Below are 20,786 nucleotides of genomic sequence, written 5' to 3'. Positions count from 1 at the left end.
ATGAGCAAGTTCCATGTATCCACCACAGTGAACGGCGACGCTGTCGAATATCTATGCGACCCGCGCGAAACCCTGCTGGACTGTCTGCGTGACAAGCTGAACCTGACCGGCGCCAAAGAGGGATGCGGTACCGGCGATTGCGGGGCCTGTTCGGTGACCGTTGATGGCCGTCTGGTCTGTTCCTGCCTGATGCTGGGGGTTGAGGCCGAAGGTAAGCAGATCGAAACCGTCGAAGGGATTGCTGATGGGGACATCTTACACCCCTTGCAGAAAAACTTCATCGAACATGCGGCCCTGCAATGCGGCGTCTGCACCCCCGGCGTTCTGGTTGCTGCCAAATCGTTGCTTGAGAAGAACCCAAGCCCGACCGAGGAAGAGGCGCGCTATTGGCTCGCGGGAAACCTCTGTCGCTGCACCGGGTATGACAAAATCATTCGCGCCGTGATGGATACGGCGGCTGAACTGCGGGAGGCTTCGTAATGGCGCTTGATGATCGCAAATCCGGTTTCAAATTTGTTGGCACGCGGCCCGACCGGCCCGATGGTCTGGACAAGGTCACAGGTCGCGCCAAATTCGGGGCCGATGCCTATGCGCCCGGCATGTTGCACGGCGCCATCCTGCGCTCGCCCCATGCCCATGCGCGGATCGTGAAGATCGACACCTCCAGGGCCGAGGCGCTGAAGGATGTCAAAGCTGTCGTCACCCGCGCCGATTTCGCCGAGGTGCCGTTCAAACCCGGTCTCGAGGGTGAATTCTGGAACGTGCTGGAAAACGTCATGGCGGGCGAAAAAGCGCTCTATGACGGGCATGCGGTGGCTGCCGTGGCCGCCACATCCGCACTGGCCGCGCGCGATGCGCTCAAGTTGATTGAGGTCGAGTACGAGATTTTGCCCCACGTCACCGATGTGGACAAGGCCATGGCCCCTGACGCGCCGGTGATCCGCGAAGGGGCTGCGGATTATTCCGTCCCCGAAGGCCTGCATCCCAACGTCGTGCGCTATCACGAAAGCGGCCATGGCGATGTCGAGGCGGGCTTTGCCGAGGCTGATCTGGTGGTTGAGGACAGCTTTGTCACCGAGGCGACCCATCAGGGCTATATCGAGCCTCATGCCTGCCTTGCCACGCTGGGCGGTGACGGCAAGGGCGAGCTGTGGTGTACCACCCAGGGCCACTGGATTGCGCAAAAGACCTGTGCCGCACTCTTGGGGATTGAAACCGCGCAGCTGCGCGTGACAGCATCCGAAATCGGCGGCGGTTTTGGTGGCAAGACAACCGTGTTCATCGAACCGGTTGCGCTGGCGCTGAGCCGCAAGGCCAATCGTCCGGTCAAGATCGTCATGAGCCGGTCCGAAGTGTTCCGCGCCACCGGCCCGACCTCATCGGCATCTATGGATATCAAGATCGGCATGAAAAAAGACGGCACCATCACTGCCGCGCAGGGCATCTTTCGCCTGCAGGGGGGCGCTTTTCCCGGTGCGCCGGGTGATATGACCGCGATGTGTGCCTTTGCCCCTTATAACCTGACCAATGTGCGACAGGTCGGCTATGACGTGATCGCCAACCGCCCAAAACAGGCCGCCTATCGCGCGCCAGGCGCCCCGATGGGGGCGTTTGCGGTAGAATCTGTGCTGGATGAGCTGTGCAACCGGCTGGAGCTCGACCCCGTCGATGTACGCCTTAAAAACGCTGCGCATGAGGGGACCAAAGCCAGTTATGGCCCGACCTATGAGCAGATCGGTCTGGTTGAAACGCTTGAAGCCGCCAAGGCGCATCCGCATTACTTGGCCCCGCTGAAACCGGGCCAGGGACGGGGCATTTCCTGTGGCTTCTGGTTCAATCACGGTGGCGAAACCTCAGTCTCGCTAGCGTTGTCCGAAGACGGGTCGGCCCAGCTAATGGTCGGTACGCCCGATATCGGCGGCTCGCGCGCGTCGATGGCGCTGATGGCGGCAGAGGTTTTGGGCATTCCATACGAGAACATCCGGGTGACCGTCGCCGATACCGCGACCTTGGGTTACAACGATGTCTCTCATGGCAGCCGCGTGACCTATGCCAGCGGGCTGGCGACGATCAAGGCCGCCAAACATGCGGTCGAGAAGCTCTGCGAACGCGCTGCGGCCAAATGGGGCATCCCGGTTGATGCGGTGAAATGGGAAAACGGCTGCGCGGTGCCCTCGGGCCCCAATGCAGGCGATTTCGACCCGATGCCGCTGGCCGACATCACCGTCAATATGGGCGCAACCGGAGGCCCGATCTCGGGCCATTTCGAGGCCACCCCCGAAGGTGCAGGTGTGTCCTTTGGCACTCATATCGTTGACGCCGAGGTCGATCCTGAAACCGGCAAAACCAGCGTCACCCGCTATACGGTCATTCAGGACGCCGGCAAGGCGATCCACCCGGCCTATGTCGAGGGACAGTATCAGGGCGGTGCCGCACAAGGTATCGGCTGGGCGTTGAACGAGGAATACATCTATGGTGAGGATGGCCGCCTTAAGAACTCGATCTTCCTCGACTATCGCATCCCGGTCGCCAGCGATTTGCCGATGATCGATACGGTGATTGTCGAAGTGCCCAACCCCGGCCACCCGTTTGGTGTGCGTGGTGTGGGCGAAACCGGCATCGTGCCACCCCTCGCTGCCATCGCCAACGCGGTCTCGAACGCGGCGGGTGTCCGCATGCGGCAACTGCCCATGTCTCCGCCGCGCATCCTGGCGGCGCTTAAGGACAATGGTTGAGGTCCACCTCTGGTCCGGCCTCCGATCTTTGACCGGGGACAAGCAGGTGGTTGCGGTCGAGGCTGAAACAACGGGCGACGTGCTGCGTGCCTTAGTCGCCGCATACCCGCAGCTGCAGGCCCCGATTGACGCAGGTGTCTCTGTTGCGGTCAACGGGCGTATCATTGCCAGCGGCCTGTCAGAACCGATCCCGCCAGGGGCCGAGGTGTATCTGATGCAACGTCTGCGAGGTGGGTGATCGGGTTGCGCTTGACCAAGGCGGGGGAGAGCTGATTTCAGTAGTCTTGGCGTGCGAAACCGCTCTCACCCCTAATCCCGCCGAAATACCCCCTCGTTAAAAACTCACCAGCAAACAACTCGGCGGGGTTGTTCATGTATGCATTGCAATAAGGGCATAAGTATTACGAGAACTTGTCATATATTTGAGCGTTTCTTAAAGCAAGTATGACGGTTTCACGGGTTGGATAGGTGATCCCGAACGCCATTTCAGGGTGTTTGATTTCGGGTCAACGCGTTGTTCCGCAATGTAATCTCGGTCTTGATATGGCCGAATGAGACGTGTTTTCTGTCGTGTCTCCGGGCGCGCAGCGAGATAGAAAGCATGCCTTATTCTACCAGTCAAAACACCACGGTCCTTGCGTCCGCGATTCATCGGAGCAGAGCGCACCGGAACGGTTCAGGTCAATTTGCGGACGCGCCCTACGATGTCACCTCTGTTGTGGTATTGTTTAGCGTTTTCAATCTCTTGACTCGGCCCAAAAGGGGCGTGTGCATACACGCCCCTGGGGTGTTCAGATTCTGGCTCTTTCGAAGGCCGCCCAGGCGGTCTCGAAGGTGTCAAAGTCAAACCCGGGCGCACGGGCGGCGTCCAGGATAATGCGTTCTGTGGACAGCAGTTTCTGGATCGCGGCCTCCAGCTGGTCGATGACATCCTCGGGAATGACCAGCGCGCCATGGCGGTCGGCGTGAATCAGGTCGCCGGGATGAACTGTGAGGCCAAAAACAGACACCTGCGTATCGATCTCGCGGATGTGGACGAACCCGTGGCTGGGGCCAACAGAACCGGCCACAACGGGGAATCCCTCGGGCAGGTCCCCGAGATCGCGCATGACCCCGTTGGTCACCACACCCGATACGCCAAGCCCTTTGTGGACTGAAGTGTTGATCTCGCCCCAATAGGCACCAATGCAATCCGGATAGTCCATATCCTCGATCACGGTGACACAGGGACCGGGGGCGTCGGCCATGTATTTGTAGTAGGCCATGCGCCGGGCCTTGATGACGTCAGGCGATTCAGTCGGCGGGTTGACGGCCGCGATTTTGGCGGTGCGGGCATAGCCGACAATCGCGGGCTCGTGCGGGGCGGAACACAGCATGGTGCCGCGCGTAAATCTGTCAAACCCGCGCTTGCCGTGCGCCACTTCGATAGCGTTGCAAACCGTGGGTGTGTCAACCTTGCGAAGCAAGGACAAAAGGGATGGTGTCATGTGTCCTCCAGCCAGCGGATCAGGGCCGCGGTGGTTTCATTTGGTTTTTCCAGCGTCGGCAGATGGCCGGCGCCTTCTATGATCTCAAGCGTGCTGTTGGGCAGAAGGTCATGCATCAACTGATGCCTCTCGACCGGGCACAACACGTCTTCGCGCCCGCATAGGACCAGCGCTTTGCCGTCAAAACCCTGCAGGGTCGCGCGCTGGTCGGGGCGGTTCATCAGCGCGACGGACTGATTGATGAAAACCTCCGTGCCGATATCCGTGGCCATCGCCATGCACAGGTCCAGAATGGCCCCATGGCGCGGTCCGTCGGCCAGATAGTTGGGCTTCATCTCGTCCCGCATCACCTGCCTCAGACGTCCTGCGCGCGCCGCCGCCATCTGAGGCCCGCGCCGGTCTTTCACCTCGGGCTTTTCGGCCAGCGGATTTGTGTCAAGCAGCGCCAGCCGCGAGATGCGTTCGGGGGCCTGACGCACCACCTCCATCGCGACAATGCCGCCCATCGACAGGCCCGCCAGAGCAAAGCGGGGCGGGGCGTTGTCCAGAATATCTGCCGCCATGTCCTGAACGCTGTCGTGGTAGCACAGCGGAAAGGTTGAGACAGGCATCCTGCACGACAATGCTTCGATTTGGGGCCCAAAGAGGCGGGCATCGCACATCATGCCCGGCAAGAAGATCAGGGGCGTCATGCAGAGACCAACCTTGCCCCCTCAGACAGCGCGGCCAGTTTGGCATACGCAATCTGCGGATCGACGGCGCCAAAGCCTGCAAAGGTGCCAAAGCCGCAATCGCTGCCGGCGATCACCCGGTCGGTGCCGACGATCCCGGCAAACCGTTCGATCCGTTGGGCCACAAGGTCACGATGCTCGATGAAGTTGGTGGTGGTATCGACGACACCGGGGATCAGGACCTTGTCGTCGGGAATCTCGGCTTTGCGATCACGGAACACCGTCCATTCATGAGCATGGCGCGGGTTCGATGTTTCAAAAAGCACATAGCGGGATTTGGTCGCCATCAAAGTCGAAAACACCTTGTCCATGGCAATGTCACAGCAATGCGGACCCTCATAGTTGCCCCAGCAGATATGTACCCGGACGCGGTCCTGCGGCACGTTTTCCAGCGCATGGTTCAACGCCTCGACATGCATGTCGGCGATCTTGACGAACGCGTCGTCCGACAGGTCCGTGAACAGCATATGACGCGATAGCGCCAGGTCGGGGCAATCCAGCTGCAGATCCAGCCCCGCCGCCACGATGGTTTCGTATTCCTGCTTCATGGCGTCGGCCAGCGCGGCCAGATAAGCCTCACGCGTGGAATAGAAATCGTTCTGCAGAAACAGGGAAATCACACCCGGCGATGCAGCGTTCATAAACCCCCGCTCTGCCCCATGTTGTGCCATTGCGGTCTTGAGGTTGGCGATGTCCTTTTCCAGCTCACCCTGACCTTTGGACCGCACCTCTCCGGTACACATCGGCCTTGCATATTGAGGGGTTCCGCCGCCGCTGGCCAGACGTTCGAGAAAGCTGGGAAACATCTTCAGATCGGCGGGCGCGTTGCGTGGGCTGTCGCCCGAAAACCCGGTGTATCGGTCCTTGACATAGGTGGCATAAGAAATCTTCGAGGTCTCGCCATCGCTGACGATATCGACCCCGGCGTCGACCTGTTTGCGCACCGTCTCGGACACGGCATCGGTCATGCAGGCGTCAGCGGCGGCGGCATCATAGGGCTCGCCATTCTCACGGGCGAAAATGAAATCCACAACTTCCTGCGTGCGGGGCAGGGACCCGACATGTGTGGTCTTAATGGTCATCGGGCTCTCCTTGAATTTTACGTGCCATCAGAATCGTGTGGCTTTGGGTTTCGGGGTCTTCGGCCAGAAACCCGGTCATGCGCAGCCCGTTCTGTTCCAGACAAGCCGCATAGCTCGCCGGTGAGAGCGAAGCGTGGTAAACGGTCTCTCCTTCAACCGTTCCGGTGGTCTCGCCGGCGCTGTGGCCGACCGTGACCATCAGCATTCCGTCTGTCCGCAAATGCCGCGCCATGCGGGCGATACAGTCTTTCTGATCCGCGGCGGTCAGGTGAAAGAAACTGTTCCAGGCGATGATGCCGTCGAACTGCTCTTGCAGCTCGAAATCCCGCATATCGGCCTGCCGCCAATCGCCGTCGGGCCACCGCTGGCGCGCAAGGGTCAGCATCGCCTGAGAGAAATCGACCCCGGTGACCCTGAACCCTTCGGCCATGAACCAGCGCGCGATCGGATCGCCGGTGCCGCAGCCCAGATCCAGAACGTGATCCCCCGGTCGCAGACTGGCGGTGAAGCGCGCCAGCCAGCGCGCCTCGAACAGGGCTTTCGAGCGGCGCCGGTCATATTCGGCCGCCCGCCGCTCGTAGATGGCATGGGTGTCGTCGGGGTTTGCGGTCATCCTGTCCAGGTTGCTCCTGCCGGGTCGTCGGTTGCGGTGATGCGATAGAGGCCCGCCTGACCAGTCATCGAAGGCTCCACGCAATATTGCTCACCGGGCAGGACCAACGCGGTATCACCGACCGAGAGTTTGGCCTCGTGCCCGTCAATGCCAACGTGCCAGTGGCCGCTTGCCGGCATCAAGACGACGGGTTTGTCTGCCGCCACAGGCTCAGAAATGCATGACCCACGCCCGAGGAAATCAACATCAAACCCGGGCTTGTCCTTGATCATGGCATCTTCGCCAATCACTTTTGCCGGTTTGGTGGCGGACAGCGCCATCAGGTCCCAATAACGCGCGACGTATCTACCAACGACATCTTCGACCGGAACTTCGGGGTAGGCCTTCAGCTCCTCTTCGGTCAGCAGTGGCATCGGGCGCACGTTGTGGGGCAGGCCCTGACCTTTCTTGCTGTCATAAAGCACGCCGTTGTCGCCCAGCATCAGGCCGTGCGCCTGTGCATCCTCGATCACCTGAGGGGCCCAGGTGACACCACCGCCTGCATCGTCGCCACCCAGGATCGACATGATCATCCCGTAATCCTGACCGACATTTTCGAAGCCGCGAAAGATACCGGTGGGGATGTTGAAGATATCGCCTTCTTCGGCGATGAATTCGCCCGCAGTGCCATAGCGCCCCCAGAAGAACCGCCAGCGGCCCTTGGCGACAAAGAACACCTCGGCCGTGGTATGGCTGTGCAGCGAGTTACGGCATTTCGGCGGCTGCCCTGCGGCACCGATGTTAAAGCCGATCTTGTCGGTGATATGCACATGCTGGTCGGGGCTTTCCGACACGCCGCCACCGATGATGGTAAAGTTCTCTTTCTGGTCCGACCCCGGTGTATGCGCGTCGATAAACGCCGTTTTGCAGGGCTTCAACTCACCATAGCGGACGATGCGGTCCTGGATAGTGCTCATGTTTTGATCTCCGTTCTTTGAAATGGTGCAAAAGGAATGACCCTCATGCACCCGGAGGGCGGTTGTTCAGCCGTCTTGCCCGCAACGAGGCCCGGTGACCATGCAGCCGTCGGGTTCGTTCGCTGGCATCCAAGGGGGGCGGTGTTCCAACCATCAGAGGTCCCCGGTCGCCAGGACCAGTTGTTTCCAGACCGCTGTTTCATCGAACAGAGTCCATTCGCGTCGCAGTTTTATGTCTCCACCAATCAGCTCACCCCATTCCGCGTGGCTGATGCCCAGCACATACAGCTCGGCCCCGGTGGGCACGCCAAAAGCGCCCCAGCCGTCATGCTTGCCGTGCAGGCTCCAGCGGATGGCCGAGCGTGGCGGCATGTTCGGATCGCTCCGGCCGATCTGATGGTGGATCGTGAAGGTTGCGCTTGGCATCGCGGCGCGCAGCGACATCCAGAAGCGGTCCACCGGGTCCCACCCGTGCCCGGTTGCGCCGCCGGGATATTCCGATTGCACCGCCCGGTCATAGTCGCGTTCGACCGCGCCCATGTCAGCGCCCAGGAGGCGCGTCAGAAGATTGGCGTGACGCTGACCCCATTCATTGTCATTGCCTGTGCCCCTATAGGGACCGGGCCTGTCATTGGCCGGGGTCAGCGGTTTGACACATTGCTCTGACCCGCCCTCGCGCGCGATCAGGTCACGCGCAAAATCCATCGGCTCCCATCCCATCTGACGGATGATGGCACCGTTGTCGCGGATCAGCCATTCGTCATCGATCGCGTTGTTGCGGGCATGGCAATCGGCCAGAATGCGGTATCTCAGCCTGGTGCCCGTGGCCTTGCCGAACACGCCATCGCCAAGATGGGTGGCGGTCGACAATATCCGGTGGCTCGACAGCATCCCGTCTTCGGGCGTGCCGGACCAGATGACATCTTCGCCCAACAGGGTCCGGTCGGGGAACTCGGCCAGTGTTGCCATGGTGGCACCGATCACCCCCTGATTGCCGGTCGAAACACTGCCCGGCATCCGAACGACGATCTCTGGCGCGTAATAGTCATGCAGGGTCGCGATGCCGCGATCTTCCCAGATCTCTTTGGTGATGCCGATGATGTAGTCCGGAAAATCCCGGAATTTCGGATCGAAGCCTTTCATGTCTCTGTCCTTTGTGGGCTCCACCCCTTGGGCAGCCGGGTCGAGGTGCGCACCACAAGTGGACCATCAATAGCCACCTTACGTGGTTTGGCTGCGCCGGGGTTTTGAATGTGATCCAACAGAGCCCCGATGGTTTCTGCAACCATCAGATTGGCGCGCTGGCGGATTGTTGTCAGGTTATAGGCTGGCCATGCGGCGGGCGGAACATCGTCATAGCCGATGACCGAGACGTCTTCGGGTATCCTCAGCCCCAGCTCGAACCGGATGACATCCATCACCGCAAACGCCATATGGTCATTGGCCACAAACACCGCATCGGGGCGATGCGCCGGGTCGACGTCAAACATCTGTCGCGCGGCCTGCCGGGCGTTTTCGGTGTGGAACATGCCATCCTGGGCCGCAAACACCTCGCGCCCCGCTTTGGACAGCGCGGCGCGGAAGCCGGCCTCACGATCCCTTTGCGTCGACGCGCCCTGCCAGCCCGAGATATAGCCGATCCGCTCATGCCCGCCGGCCAGCAAAAACTCGGCCACTTTGCGACCGCCGACATAGTTGTCCGAGGTGACCGACGTGATGCCTTCGATGTCCTGACTGCGGTTGAACAGAACCACCGGCACCCCGGCCTGCTGACACCGCATCGCGATATCCGAGGACATGGGAACCGAGGCCAGCACAACGCCATCGACCTGATAGTCGAGGATTTCCTCCATCACGTCATCAATATTCCCGGCCGAGCGGGACGCCATGAATATCAGAACGTGATAGCCATGCTCCTGCAGCCCGTTTGACAGCTTTTCTAGCGCTTCAGGATAGAAGTAATTGTCCAGATAGCCGACTACCAGCCCGATGATGCGGCTTTTGCCCGATACCATCGCACGGGCCAGGACATTGGGGCGATAACCCAGCTCCGTGGCGGCTTTGCGCACTTTCTCTTCGGTCTTCTTGCTGACCGACGCGCCGGGGGTGAACACCCGGCTGACGGCGGATTGGCTGACACCCGCCAGATGTGCAACCTGAAGAGAGGTGACTTTCTCTGCCATCAGTCCGCCGTCCACCCGCCGTCAATCAGCATCGAGGTACCGGTCACCAGCGCCGAAGCGTCCGAGGCGAGATATCGCACTGCGCCCATGATGTCTTCGACCTCGCCAATGCGGTCCAGCTTGATCTTGTCCATGATCCAGGCGGCGCGTTCAGGATTGTCGAAGGTGACCTGCGTCAGAGGTGTGCGGATGAAGGTCGGGCAGACCGTATTGATCCGAATGCCCTGTTTGCCCCACTCGATCGCCATGGCTTTGACCATGCCTTCAAGCCCGTGTTTGGTTGCGCAATACAGCGCCCGGTCCACCCCGCCCACATGGCCCATCTGGCTGGAGATATGAATGATCGAGCCCCGCTTGCCCGCCGCCATCAGTGCCTTGGCCGCATAGGCCGACAGGAAATAGGCCGACCGCAGGTTGACGTCCGTCACCGCATCGAAATCTTCGGGCGTTGTCTCGACCGCCGGGCTGTGGCGCGCGGTCCCGGCAGAGTTCACGACGACCTCAAAAGTGCGACCGTCAAACAGTTGCCGCAGCGCGTCCAGATCTCCCTGATCAACCACGTGTGCCTCTGCCGACCAGCCTTGCGCCTGCAGCGCGGCGACCGTCTCATTCAGGCGCTCGACACCGCGCGCCGCGCAGACCACATGCGCGCCTGCCTCGGCCAGCGCCACGGCGCAGCCCTGCCCGATGCCCGAGGACGCGCCGGTCACAAGCGCGGTTTTGCCGGTCAGGGAAAACGAAGGGGTGCGGGGCAGGTCGGTCATCAGCTCATTCCATCCGGTATATCAATGCGGCTCAGGGTTCGGGCCTTGTTGAATTCCCGCAGACGCGCAAAGACATCCACACCCAGTTGCCGATAGGCGTCCAGAAGATCGACCAGAACCCAGTTCTCGCGGATTTTTCCACCTTCCAGCCGCCAGAAATCAAGACTGCGCAGGGTGATTTTCTTGCCCGAGGGCGCAATCCCCATCCAACCGTCATGGGTGACCGTCTGGATCATGTTGGGCCATCCGGTGACAGCCGCATAATCGCCATCGCCAAAGAAATGATAGGTGATCTCATCCACATATTGCCCGCGATCCGGCATCCCGTTCAGAAACGGAATCTGGTGCCAGTTGCGGAACCCCGCATATCCGCGCCCGGTGCCGATCCCCGCAGGTCCGTACCAGTTCATGCGGGGATGCCAGAAACGCTCCATCTCCATCACTTCGGGCCCACCTTGTGACGGATGTTTCTTGAGATACTCCAACATGTCGATGATGTGCTGGCAGGTTTCACGGCCCTTGGCCGCGTCATACGGTCCGGGGACAAACCCGTCCTGCGTGGCCGGGCCCGGAATATGCCACTCGCGCCCAAGGCTGGGGGCCATGGGCCACGCGTTGGCCTGCATCATCACCTCGGGGATATCCCAAAGCGCCTGCATTTCGACAACCTTGCCGTTTTCGAACCGGAAGAATTCATGGAACCGCATGGTGACCTGATGGCCCGTGGGCGGGATATCCAGCCAGGGGCCGGTGAAAGTCCCGGTATAATATCCGCCGCATCCGACCCAATCGGCCCCGAACTCATCGGGGCCGGCCATGACGATATAATCCCGGCGCTCCAGATCCGGCCAGGCGGTCAGCAGGTCGTGATAGGCGCAGTCATAAAACGCGTCGCTGCCCGTACTGTCGCCCAGAGGATGGCACAGGTGAAAGATGGCGTCCGGCACACAAAGCTGACCCAGCGCCTGTCGGACGCCGAGCTCTGAAAAGTCATACATCGCTGCCCTGAGCGGTGCGATCAGGACCTTATGCTGCGTATGCCTGTCGCTCATTCCGCCGCATCCCGATAGGGCGCAGCCTGACCGTAAGGAACGTTGACCCCGCCATAGCGCCGGACGCGAACATTGCATTGCTCGGCATGGCCCACAAACCCTTCCAGCATACACAGGCGCGAGCCGTATTCGCCGATCAGCGTGGCCGCCTCATCGGTCAGAACCTTCTGATAGCTGTGTGTTTTGAGGTATTTCCCAACCCAGAGCCCGCCAGTATAGCGCCCAGCCTTTTTGGTCGGCAACGTGTGGTTGGTGCCAATCACCTTGTCGCCATTCGAGACATTGGTGCGCGGCCCAAGGAACAGCGCGCCATAGCAGGTCATGTTTTCAAGGAACCAGTCATCCCGGTCGGTCATCACCTGCACATGCTCGGAGGCGATGTCATCGGCGACCTGCAACATCTCGTCATAGGTGTCGCAGACGATGACCTCGCCATATTCGGCCCACGAGACTTTGGCGGTATCGGCGGTCGGCAGGATGCCCAGCAGGCGGTCGACCTCGGCCAGGGTCTCTGCGGCCAGTTTGCGCGAATTGGTCAGCAGAACGCAGGGGCTGTTATAGCCGTGCTCGGCCTGTCCCAGCAGGTCAGTGGCACACAGCTCGGCATCGGCGGCGGTCTCGTCCGCGATCACCATGGTCTCGGTCGGGCCGGCGAACAGATCGATGCCCACGCGACCGAACAGCTGGCGTTTGGCCTCAGCCACAAAGGCGTTGCCGGGGCCGACCAGCATGTGGACGGGGTCGATCGTCTCGGTCCCCAGCGCCATCGCGCCGATGGCCTGAATGCCGCCCATGACGTAAATCTCATGCGCGCCACCCAGATGCATCGCTGCAATCACCGCCGGGTTCGGCTTGCCCTGAAACGGCGGTGTGCAGGCGATGATGCGGGGCACACCCGCGACCGAGGCTGTGGCCACTGACATATGGGCCGAGGCCACCATCGGGAACTTGCCGCCGGGCACATAGCAGCCCACCGATTGCACGGGGATATTCTTGTGCCCCAGAATGACGCCGGGCAGGGTCTCGACCTCGATATCCAGCATCGAGTCGCGCTGCGCCTGCGCAAAGTTGCGCACCTGTTCCTGCGCGAATTTGATATCAGCGAGTTCCCGGTCGGTCAGCTGGCCGATCAGGTCGTCGATCTCTTGCTGGCTCAGGCGGAACGAGGCGGGGGAGTAGTTGTCGAACTTCTCACTCAGGTCGCGCACCGCGGCATCGCCACGGGTTTCGATGTCTTTCAGCGTGGCTTCGACCACGGCGCGGGTCTTGGCGTCGTCCTCGGCCCGGTCCGCATCAGATTTACCACGTTTCAGATACTCGATTGTCATAGTTCCAATCCTCAGTTTTCGGGCCGGGGTGGTGCTTTTTCACCCCGGTCAAATGCTTCCCAGCCTTCGCCATTGAACAGATCGACGCCCAGTTGCGCCGCCACATGCGCGAAATCCACATTCACCCAGTTGTCGACGATCTTGTCGTCGACCACTTTCCAGAAATCCATGTACCGAATCTCAACCCGCTTGCCGGTGGGGGCGATGCCCAGAAACTCGCCCGAATGGGTGGCCTCTTGCCGACCAAAGGCTGCCGCCCATTCGCCCATGTAAAGGCGGGCCTCATCGATACAGGTTTTGTCGGAAAACGCCGCCTGAAACGGGCGCTGCCAGTTGTCCTGAAACTCTTTCAGTCCGGTTTTTGTACCGCAGCCCTGATTGCCCATCCAACGAAAACCTTGCGAGAAGAACTCGCCAATATCGTCGATGCGGTGGTCATTCAGGCCATCCACCATGGTTTCAATAACGCGGCGCGTGTCTTCGGTTTTGCTCAGGTCCGTTTCGCGGGTCAGAACCGCTTGTTCAGGACGGGAACCTTTCATGTCTTTATCCTTTCAGGGTGCGAGAGAGTGAGGTTGGGGCATGCGGCCCCGATGCTCAGAAAATCCCTCGGCATCCTGTTCAGAGCCGGATGGCGTGACATGGCGTTATGGCGGGCGTGGTTGCTCATCAGCCTTTGACCGCCCCTGCGGTCAGACCGCTGACAATCTGGCGCTGGAAGATCAGCACAAGGAAGATCAGCGGCGCGGTGATCGAGACGGCGGCGGCCACGGCGACCACCTGATCGGTTGTGGTGGTCTCGCGGTTGAACATGCCCACGATGGCAGGCACCATGGTCTGGTTCTGCGCATCCAGCAGCAGCGCCGTGACCAGAAAGTCGTTATAGGCCAGCAGGAAGCTGAACAGCCCGGTGGTGATCACCCCCGGCCACATCACCGGCATGATCACCCGGCGGAAGGCCTGAAAATGGCTGCAGCCATCGACACGGGCGGCTTCGTCCAGTTCGGCCGGGATATTCTGGAAGAACGAGCGCAGCATCCAAATGGTAAATGGCTGGTTGATCGCCACCAGCACCGCGATGACGGCAAAGGGCTTGCCATACAGTGTCGGGGCGTTTTCGCCCAGAATGGGGCTCAGCCATTCGGCAGAGTTGATGAAGACCGGCAGGTAACCGGCCACGAGAACGGAATGCGGCAGGGCCCGGAACACCAGAGCGACGATCAGAATCCAGAACGCCAGGGTCGAGCCCGACCGAGCAAGGCCATACCCCGCCAGCGTTCCGACCGTCAGCGACACGGTGACAACACCGGCGGTTACGATCAGCGAGTTCTTGAAGTTGTTCGAAAAGCCGCGATCAATCCACACGGTCTTGTAATGCTCGGTCGTCAGGCCCAGCACATCCCGACCCAGCGGACCAAACAGCGGGTTGAGCACGTTCAGAACCGCAGGCAGCACCACAAAGAACACCAGCAGAAAGCCCACCAGCATCGCCAGAATGCCGATCAGCCAGCCAAACCATTCCTGCCCCGGTTTGGAATAGGATTTCACCATAGAAGGCAGAGTCTTAGTCGCCGCCAGGATGGTCGCCCATATGACGGCAATGCCCAGAAGAATATCCAGCAGCGACAGGCCTTTGCCTACGCTCAGCGTGGCCGGGCCAAAGATGACATTCAACGCGTTGCTGTCAAAGGCATCCACCGGTGACTTAAAGCTCATCACCACGATCCAGAAGATCGGGAAGGCTGCGATCAGGCACCAGAGCGACAGGAAGATGTTTGAGGTCAGCCGCAGGCTGAAAGGCTGGCGAAGCGCGCGCGAGGACATATCAGTGACCTCCTTTGTGATCACGCCAGGTGCGGCGTAGCGGGAAGATAAGCAGGACGACGACACCGATCATGGTCAGCATCGAACTGGCCGAGGCGCGGCTGATCGATCGGTTGCCCGCCTGATCTGGCGTCAGATAGTCAAAGGTCAGCCATTGCAGCGAGATGACATAGCCCTGGCTTGAGAAGCCGACAATCTCTTCGAACACCCGGTAGCTGTCCATCAGGTGGATCATCGACACAAAGATAATCAGCGGCATAAGATGCGGGATGACGATATATTTCATGCGCTGCCAGCGGGTCGCCCCATCGATCACGGCGCTTTCCAGACTGTCCTGATTAACCGTCTGGAGACCCGCATAAAAGATGATGGCTGCAAACGGTGCCACATGCCAGACGCGGTAGAGCATCATCAGAACTTCAATGGTCCAGGCTTGTGCGAACAGGGCAATATCACGGTTCAGCCACCATTCCATCAGCGCGGTCAGAATACCGTCACCTCTGAACAGCCAGTTGATAGACAAGACACCGATGACTGGTGTGATGATGAAAGGCAAAAGCGACACAAAGATCACGGGCCCCCGGATCGACTTGGCTGCGTTGTTGATCAGCACCGCAATACCCAGACCACACCCGACGACCAGCGGCAGCGTGATCAAAGTGAAAGTCAGCGTGAACCGCAGCGCCTTCCAGAAATTGATCGTGGACAGGACACTCCATTGACCGTCGCTGATCGCACGCCACGCGCGTTCGGGTTCCAGTACGTTGCGATAGCTTTCTAGCCCGACATATTCGGTCCTGGTGACGATCTCGCCATGCTCGTCCAGTACAGGTTGAGACACCTGCTCGGTCACACAGGTCTGGGTCAGAAAACCCGGCGTACAGGTTTCTTTCTCAACCGTCTCATAGACGGGTTGCGTGACATAGAAACTCTGTTGAAAAACGCTGACCAAGGGGAACGCGATAAAGAGAAGCATCATAAAGACAGAGGGGCCGACGAAGGCGGCAAATGTCCGGAAATTCATGGCTCTGCCTTTCTCATGGTTCTCAGGGGAAAATGCGGGAGGGGCCGTGCCCTCCCGCAATAGGATCAGTTGCTGATCAAGCCGGCTTCTTTGGCGGCAGTGATGTAGTCCGCCTCGATATCGGCCAGCGTGGTCTGGGCGTCTTTGGCACCGGTCAGGTAATCGGCCAGACCATTGCCCAGAGAGGTGTGCATAATGCCCATCGGGCCGGAGGCCGGATAGGCCTTGGCACCGCCTTCGGCAGAGGCCGCAGCGCCTGCGGCCAGATCACCCGGCGTGTAAGCCGTGCTCAGCCAGACGGCGGTGTCGTTGTTGGCGCCAACCACCTCTGCGTCGATACCTTCCAGCGCGACCTGAAATGCAGCTTCAGCTTCTTCATCGCTCATGTTCGAAGCTAGTACGATGCCGTCCCACCAAACGGTGGTGGCCGGAACCGAAGAGCCCATCGGAGCGGATGCCATAGTGACCTTTCCGACAACCTGGCTTTCGGCCTCATCATTCATCGCAGCAGCCCGGCTTGCCCACAGGTTAGCCATGGCGATCTTGCCCTGCTGGAATTGCTGCTGAACATAGGTGGAATCCGAGACCAGATACTCAGGATCCATGTACTCGGTCATAGCCTTCAGCGTTTCCAGCGCCGCCACACCTTGTTCGTTGTTGATAGCGGGCATGTTGCCGTCGCCAAAGAACGCGCCACCTTCGCCCAGATACATGTTGACGAATTCCTGACCCAGGTTCCAACCGGTCTTGAATGTTCCTCCGATCGGGTAGTCCATGACGCCTGCGTCTTTGATCTTTGCAGCTGCGGCCAGAACATCGGCATAAGTCTTAGGTTCTTCGATGCCCAGATCGGCCAGAACATCGTTGCGATACATCAGGTGTTGCGCGTTCACCATGAAGGCAATTGCCATAACCTTGCCATCGACCTTGATCAATTGGTTTGGCAGCAGGTCCTGACCATATTTTTCAACAAGATCATCCAGCGGGCGGATTGTACCTGCATTCAGCAGCGGAACCACTGTCGCGTTTGATACACCACCGATTTGATAAAGCGACGGGTCAGCGGCGAACGCCTCAGGCTGTTTCTCGCGGAACTCCTGATCCAGCGAAGCGTTGAAGTTTCCACATTCAGCCATAGCATCGGTGACAGCCTTCCAGGCTTCGAATCCGGCTGACAGCGACTTCAGCTCGACAGTGTTTTCGTAAGCACAAGCTGCCCATGCACCGCTTGCAGCCAGCGACATGGCACCTGCCATCAGGATTGTCTTGAGTTTCATGCATCTCTCCCTGTCAGGATCGGTCCGTCGTCGACGTCCGGACCGGTGTTATGCCCGTATGGGCTGTTCGTGGGGTTCTTCCCCGATCCGCGCACCGCTTCCAGCTTCGAAGAGGTGACAGATTTCTTGCGGCACCGAGAACGAGATCGTCTCGCCAATCTCGGCGCGGAAGGATTTGTCGGCCTTGACTGAGACCAGCGCACCGCCAACGCGCACCGAAATCATGGTGGCATCGCCCAACAGTTCCAGCGTGTAGATCGGAGCTGTGATCTGTCCTTGGCCTGCAGCGACGCTCGCATCTTCGGCGCGAAAGCCCAGCGTCATCGGCCCATCCGCTGCATTTACCGGAATCTCGACATGCTCGGCGCGGAACATGCCGCCACTGACCTCGCCATCCATCAGGTTCATTGCCGGAGAGCCGATGAAGCTGGCGACAAAGGTGTTCGCGGGCCGGTCATAAATTTCGGTCGGACTGCCAACCTGCTGCACGACACCTTGTTTCATGACAACCACGCGGTCGGCCAGGGTCATGGCTTCGATCTGATCGTGGGTCACATAGATCGTGGTAACGGCCAGCTCATGGCTGAGGTTCTTGATCTGGGCGCGGGTCGAGACCCGCAGCTTGGCATCCAGGTTTGACAGCGGCTCGTCCATCAGGAACACGTTGGGCTCACGTACGATTGCCCGGGCCAGGGCCACCCGCTGACGCTGACCGCCCGACAATTCGGCCGGCTTGCGGTGTAGAAACTCATCCAGTTCCACCATCGCGCTGGCACGGCGCACCTTTTCGTCATGGGTGGACGGGTCGATGCCCCGCACCTTCAGCGGGAACCTGATGTTTTCATAAACATTCATGTTCGGGTAGAGCGCATAGCTCTGAAACACCATCGCCACGTCGCGATCCTTGGGCTCCAGATCGTTGACCACGTTGCCGTCGATCAGGATGTCGCCCTCGGTCACGTCTTCAAGGCCCGCGATCATCCGCATCGTGGTGGTCTTGCCACAGCCCGAGGGGCCTAGCAGCACCAGAAACTCGCGATCGGCGATCGTCAGGTCGAAATTATGGACCCCCACAAAATTGCCCCAGCGCTTGCCGACGTTCCGCAATTGAATTTCCGCCATGCTACCCCCTGCAAGGAATCGTTTTGCATACGTTTGCAAAACTGTAATTCGCATGTATCAAATCAGGCAAGACTTTTTTGCATACGTATGCAATCATGCCTGAAATCCTTGATTCACCGAGCTGATCGAAGCTCTTAAGGACCTGATTACAATGGTAAAAACCGTGAGCTTTCAAACCGAAAAAAACACTGTCTCCGCGTTCCATGCTGCACTCGAATCCGCCGCCGAGCGCGATCTTCCGGATGTCATGACCCAATTCTGCGCACCTGAACTGGTCTGGCGGGGATTCCATCCGTTCAACCAGATTACCGGTGCGGAACAAGTTGCGCGGCAGTTCTGGCAACCGCTGAAAAACAGCATGACGCAGCTGCGGAACCGCGTCGATATTCTGTTTGCCGGGCAGAACTCTCTGCGCGACGGGCCGGATGTCTGGGTGGTGTCCATGGGGCACCTGATGGGGTTGTTTGACCACCCCTGGCTGAACATCAGCCCGACCGGCAAGCTCGCCTTTCTGCGCTATTGCGCCTTTTACAAGGTCGACAGCGACCGAATTGTCGAGACGGCCATGTATTTTGACATACCACATCTGATGGTACAGGCCGGGCAGAACCCGTTCCGGCCGCAAACAGCCGCGCATCTGGTGCAGCCCGGTCCGATGCCCCATGATGGCCTGCTGCTGGAGGAACAGCCCGTTCAGGAAGGCGTCAGAACCCTGGCGGTGATCAACGCGATGATCTCGGATCTGGGTCAATGGGACAGCGGGCTGTCGCTCGAGGATGAGCTTGCCCGGACCTGGCATCAGGACATGATCTGGTGGGGGCCCGAAGGGATCGGCGCGACCTACACGATCGAACGCTATGCCAAGCAGCATTCAGGCCCATTCCGCGCCGCCTTCAGCAACCGGTCGAAAACCAAACATCTCTGCCGTCTGGCCGAAGGTCACTATGGTGGGTTCTTTGGCTGGCCCAATTTCACGGCGACGCCCTCGGCCCCGTTCATGGGGATGCCGCCTTCTGAAAAAGCGGGTGAATTCCGGGTGATCGATATCTATCGCCGCGCGGGCGACAAGCTGGCCGAGAACTGGATATTCATTGACTTGCTGCATTTCTGGAAGGGGCAGGGCATCGATTTTCTGGCCCGCGCCACAGGGGCAGAGCCACCCTCGGAATAGAGGGCGCACCTGCACACTCAGACGAAATCTGACCAGACCACGCGCGGCTCTGATGCTTGTAACGACGAGAGAGAATAGGGATGGTGCACTGGGTAAAAAATTACCTAGAACACTTTGACCTCAATGACTTACTGGAAAATTTGGAGGAATGGGAACGGTATCTGCAATCCGACCCTGAGTTGACTCATAGGTTGAGAACATTCGAAACCGGAGCTTCGAAGGTACCAGCTTTGCGGGGGCCAAGACCATGATCCAACCGGAACCACAACCTGCGAAACGCAAACCATCATTTTCACTTCGTCTGACCGATGACGAACGCGAACGACTAGAACGGTAAGCCGGGTCGATGCCATTGGCCTCATACATCAAGTCGGTGATTTTTGCTGACGAGGCTCCCAAGTACCGTAGGCAGAAAAAACCACCTGTTGCGGAGCAACAGCTCTTGGCTAAGGTCGTAGCGCGGTTGGGGCAGTCTCGTAAGGCTGTCCGTCGTCAGGGTTTTGGGATTAATGTCGGCTTGAACTAAGCGAGAGTTTGATCCTTTCGCGTTGTTTGAGAATGGCTTTGTCCCGGCCGAAGTAGACGTCGGCGGGTGTGACGTTGTTGATGCTCTCTTGGTATCGCTGATGGTTGTAATGCGCGACGAACGCCGTGATCTGAGCTTCGAGGTCGCCGGGCAGGAAATAGTTTTCAGCAGGATGCGGTTCTTGAGGGTTTGGTGCCAGCGTTCGATCTTGCCCTGGGTTTGCGGGTGGTACAGCGCACCACGTGAGTGCTTCATGCCTTTGTCCTGCAGCCACTCGGCCAGATCACCTTAGACGTAACTGGATCCATTGTCGCTGAGCAGGCGTGGCTTGTGAACGACATGCACCTGATCGCAGCAAGACGCCTGCAACGCCAAGTCCAGCGTGTCCGTCACATCTTCCGCCTGTATATCCGACTGGAAAACGATAAGATTATGATTCTGAACTATGAGCAAGGAGAAGCTATAGATCCGGTGGAGTCATAGGGGTTTAAGTATTCCAGACGGGTTGAGGTTGAGTATTGCCTCATACCGGCAATAGTCCCCGCCGACACTGTTTCCGCTCAATTGGCGAACAAATAGCGGTCGATGTCGATGGAAGGCCTTTGAGGCGCAAATGGCAAAATCTGTGCGTCCACGAAGAAAAGGATATCTTGAAATCAAAGATTTGGCTGTCGGTGAATGGCGAAACTATGTGTCGCCTGACATGCTTGTTGAACGTTCGGCGAAATTGACCTTTGCGCAATAAGCTAACCCGGGGCCTCCATTTCATGCTCCCGCAGACAGTTTCGTTTGATCCGATTCCACCTGTGGAAAATCAGGGCTGATGGGCAGGTTTAAACGACGAAGTCGCTTGCTCCTGCCTACCTGCCATGTGGCCAACACGAGAGGGCTGAAAGGTGAAACACTCCGTA

General features: G+C 59.3%; 19 protein-coding genes and 1 pseudogene. 4 read left to right on the top strand and 16 right to left on the bottom strand.

Translation table 11 applies throughout. From position 1 onward, the window contains the following. From ACR0I7_RS13295 to ACR0I7_RS13285, 3 genes are read left to right on the top strand one after another with little or no spacing between them, the layout of a single operon-like run. Complete coding sequence (locus tag ACR0I7_RS13295) at positions 1–480, top strand: (2Fe-2S)-binding protein (RefSeq protein WP_480511779.1); 480 nt, start codon at positions 1–3, stop codon at positions 478–480. After that, on the top strand, positions 480–2,735 hold the full coding sequence (locus tag ACR0I7_RS13290) for a xanthine dehydrogenase family protein molybdopterin-binding subunit (protein WP_480511777.1): 2,256 nt from the start codon (positions 480–482) through the stop codon (positions 2,733–2,735). Before ACR0I7_RS13295 ends, ACR0I7_RS13290 begins: the two co-directional genes overlap by 1 nt. A gap of 28 nt (positions 2,736–2,763) precedes the next feature. After that, positions 2,764–2,973, top strand: a complete 210-nt coding sequence (locus ACR0I7_RS13285) for a MoaD/ThiS family protein (RefSeq protein WP_480511775.1) — start codon at positions 2,764–2,766, stop codon at positions 2,971–2,973. A gap of 553 nt (positions 2,974–3,526) precedes the next feature. Here ACR0I7_RS13285 and ACR0I7_RS13280 read toward each other — a convergent pair. The 15 genes from ACR0I7_RS13280 to ACR0I7_RS13210 form a co-directional block, all read right to left on the bottom strand. Next, positions 3,527–4,222, bottom strand: a complete 696-nt coding sequence (locus ACR0I7_RS13280; RefSeq protein WP_480511774.1) for an RraA family protein — start codon at positions 4,220–4,222, stop codon at positions 3,527–3,529. After that, the gene (locus ACR0I7_RS13275; protein WP_480511772.1) at positions 4,219–4,914 is read right to left on the bottom strand and encodes an alpha/beta fold hydrolase; all 696 of its coding nucleotides are present in this window, start codon (positions 4,912–4,914) and stop codon (positions 4,219–4,221) included. Before ACR0I7_RS13275 ends, ACR0I7_RS13280 begins: the two co-directional genes overlap by 4 nt. After that, the gene (locus ACR0I7_RS13270) at positions 4,911–6,035 is read right to left on the bottom strand and encodes a cobalamin-independent methionine synthase II family protein (RefSeq protein WP_480511770.1); all 1,125 of its coding nucleotides are present in this window, start codon (positions 6,033–6,035) and stop codon (positions 4,911–4,913) included. Before ACR0I7_RS13270 ends, ACR0I7_RS13275 begins: the two co-directional genes overlap by 4 nt. Next, positions 6,025–6,648 (bottom strand): class I SAM-dependent methyltransferase, encoded by a 624-nt coding sequence (locus ACR0I7_RS13265; RefSeq protein WP_480511768.1) that lies wholly within the window; start codon positions 6,646–6,648, stop codon positions 6,025–6,027. The genes ACR0I7_RS13270 and ACR0I7_RS13265 overlap by 11 nt, the downstream gene beginning before the upstream one ends. After that, the gene (locus ACR0I7_RS13260) at positions 6,645–7,604 is read right to left on the bottom strand and encodes a cupin domain-containing protein (protein ID WP_480511766.1); all 960 of its coding nucleotides are present in this window, start codon (positions 7,602–7,604) and stop codon (positions 6,645–6,647) included. The genes ACR0I7_RS13265 and ACR0I7_RS13260 overlap by 4 nt, the downstream gene beginning before the upstream one ends. A gap of 153 nt (positions 7,605–7,757) precedes the next feature. Continuing rightward, positions 7,758–8,747, bottom strand: a complete 990-nt coding sequence (locus ACR0I7_RS13255; RefSeq protein WP_480511764.1) for a nuclear transport factor 2 family protein — start codon at positions 8,745–8,747, stop codon at positions 7,758–7,760. Beyond that, the gene (locus tag ACR0I7_RS13250) at positions 8,744–9,787 is read right to left on the bottom strand and encodes a LacI family DNA-binding transcriptional regulator (protein WP_480511762.1); all 1,044 of its coding nucleotides are present in this window, start codon (positions 9,785–9,787) and stop codon (positions 8,744–8,746) included. Before ACR0I7_RS13250 ends, ACR0I7_RS13255 begins: the two co-directional genes overlap by 4 nt. After that, positions 9,787–10,551 carry an SDR family NAD(P)-dependent oxidoreductase gene (locus ACR0I7_RS13245; RefSeq protein WP_480511760.1) on the bottom strand — a complete coding sequence of 255 codons (765 nt, stop codon included), beginning with the start codon at positions 10,549–10,551 and terminating at the stop codon, positions 9,787–9,789. The genes ACR0I7_RS13250 and ACR0I7_RS13245 overlap by 1 nt, the downstream gene beginning before the upstream one ends. Then, complete coding sequence (locus ACR0I7_RS13240) at positions 10,551–11,603, bottom strand: ester cyclase (protein ID WP_480511758.1); 1,053 nt, start codon at positions 11,601–11,603, stop codon at positions 10,551–10,553. Before ACR0I7_RS13240 ends, ACR0I7_RS13245 begins: the two co-directional genes overlap by 1 nt. Beyond that, positions 11,600–12,931, bottom strand: coding sequence for a histidinol dehydrogenase (hisD, locus tag ACR0I7_RS13235; protein WP_480511756.1), 1,332 nt, complete (start codon positions 12,929–12,931; stop codon positions 11,600–11,602). Before hisD ends, ACR0I7_RS13240 begins: the two co-directional genes overlap by 4 nt. An 11-nt stretch (positions 12,932–12,942) precedes the next feature. Next, complete coding sequence (locus ACR0I7_RS13230; RefSeq protein ID WP_480511754.1) at positions 12,943–13,473, bottom strand: ester cyclase; 531 nt, start codon at positions 13,471–13,473, stop codon at positions 12,943–12,945. 127 nt (positions 13,474–13,600) lie between these two features. Continuing rightward, positions 13,601–14,755, bottom strand: a complete 1,155-nt coding sequence (locus ACR0I7_RS13225; RefSeq protein ID WP_480511752.1) for a carbohydrate ABC transporter permease — start codon at positions 14,753–14,755, stop codon at positions 13,601–13,603. 1 nt (position 14,756) lies between these two features. Beyond that, the gene (locus tag ACR0I7_RS13220; RefSeq protein ID WP_480511750.1) at positions 14,757–15,779 is read right to left on the bottom strand and encodes a carbohydrate ABC transporter permease; all 1,023 of its coding nucleotides are present in this window, start codon (positions 15,777–15,779) and stop codon (positions 14,757–14,759) included. A gap of 65 nt (positions 15,780–15,844) precedes the next feature. Next, positions 15,845–17,056 carry an ABC transporter substrate-binding protein gene (locus tag ACR0I7_RS13215; protein WP_480511748.1) on the bottom strand — a complete coding sequence of 404 codons (1,212 nt, stop codon included), beginning with the start codon at positions 17,054–17,056 and terminating at the stop codon, positions 15,845–15,847. 48 nt (positions 17,057–17,104) lie between these two features. Next, on the bottom strand, positions 17,105–18,178 hold the full coding sequence (locus ACR0I7_RS13210) for an ABC transporter ATP-binding protein (protein ID WP_480511746.1): 1,074 nt from the start codon (positions 18,176–18,178) through the stop codon (positions 17,105–17,107). Between the two features lie 151 nt (positions 18,179–18,329). Between ACR0I7_RS13210 and ACR0I7_RS13205 the strand changes: the two genes are divergently transcribed. Further along, positions 18,330–19,349, top strand: coding sequence for an ester cyclase (locus ACR0I7_RS13205; RefSeq protein ID WP_480511744.1), 1,020 nt, complete (start codon positions 18,330–18,332; stop codon positions 19,347–19,349). A gap of 506 nt (positions 19,350–19,855) precedes the next feature. On the opposite strand, the pseudogene ACR0I7_RS13200 reads toward ACR0I7_RS13205, so the two are convergent. Further along, positions 19,856–20,283: pseudogene (locus ACR0I7_RS13200) on the bottom strand (integrase core domain-containing protein); the annotation flags it as partial. Between the last annotated feature and the right edge of the window lie 503 nt (positions 20,284–20,786).

The sequence above is a fragment of the Ruegeria sp. AM1 genome, from assembly GCF_056540745.1.
Note: the sequence above shows the minus strand (reverse complement) of the source record. Positions and strands in the feature narration are given on the sequence as shown.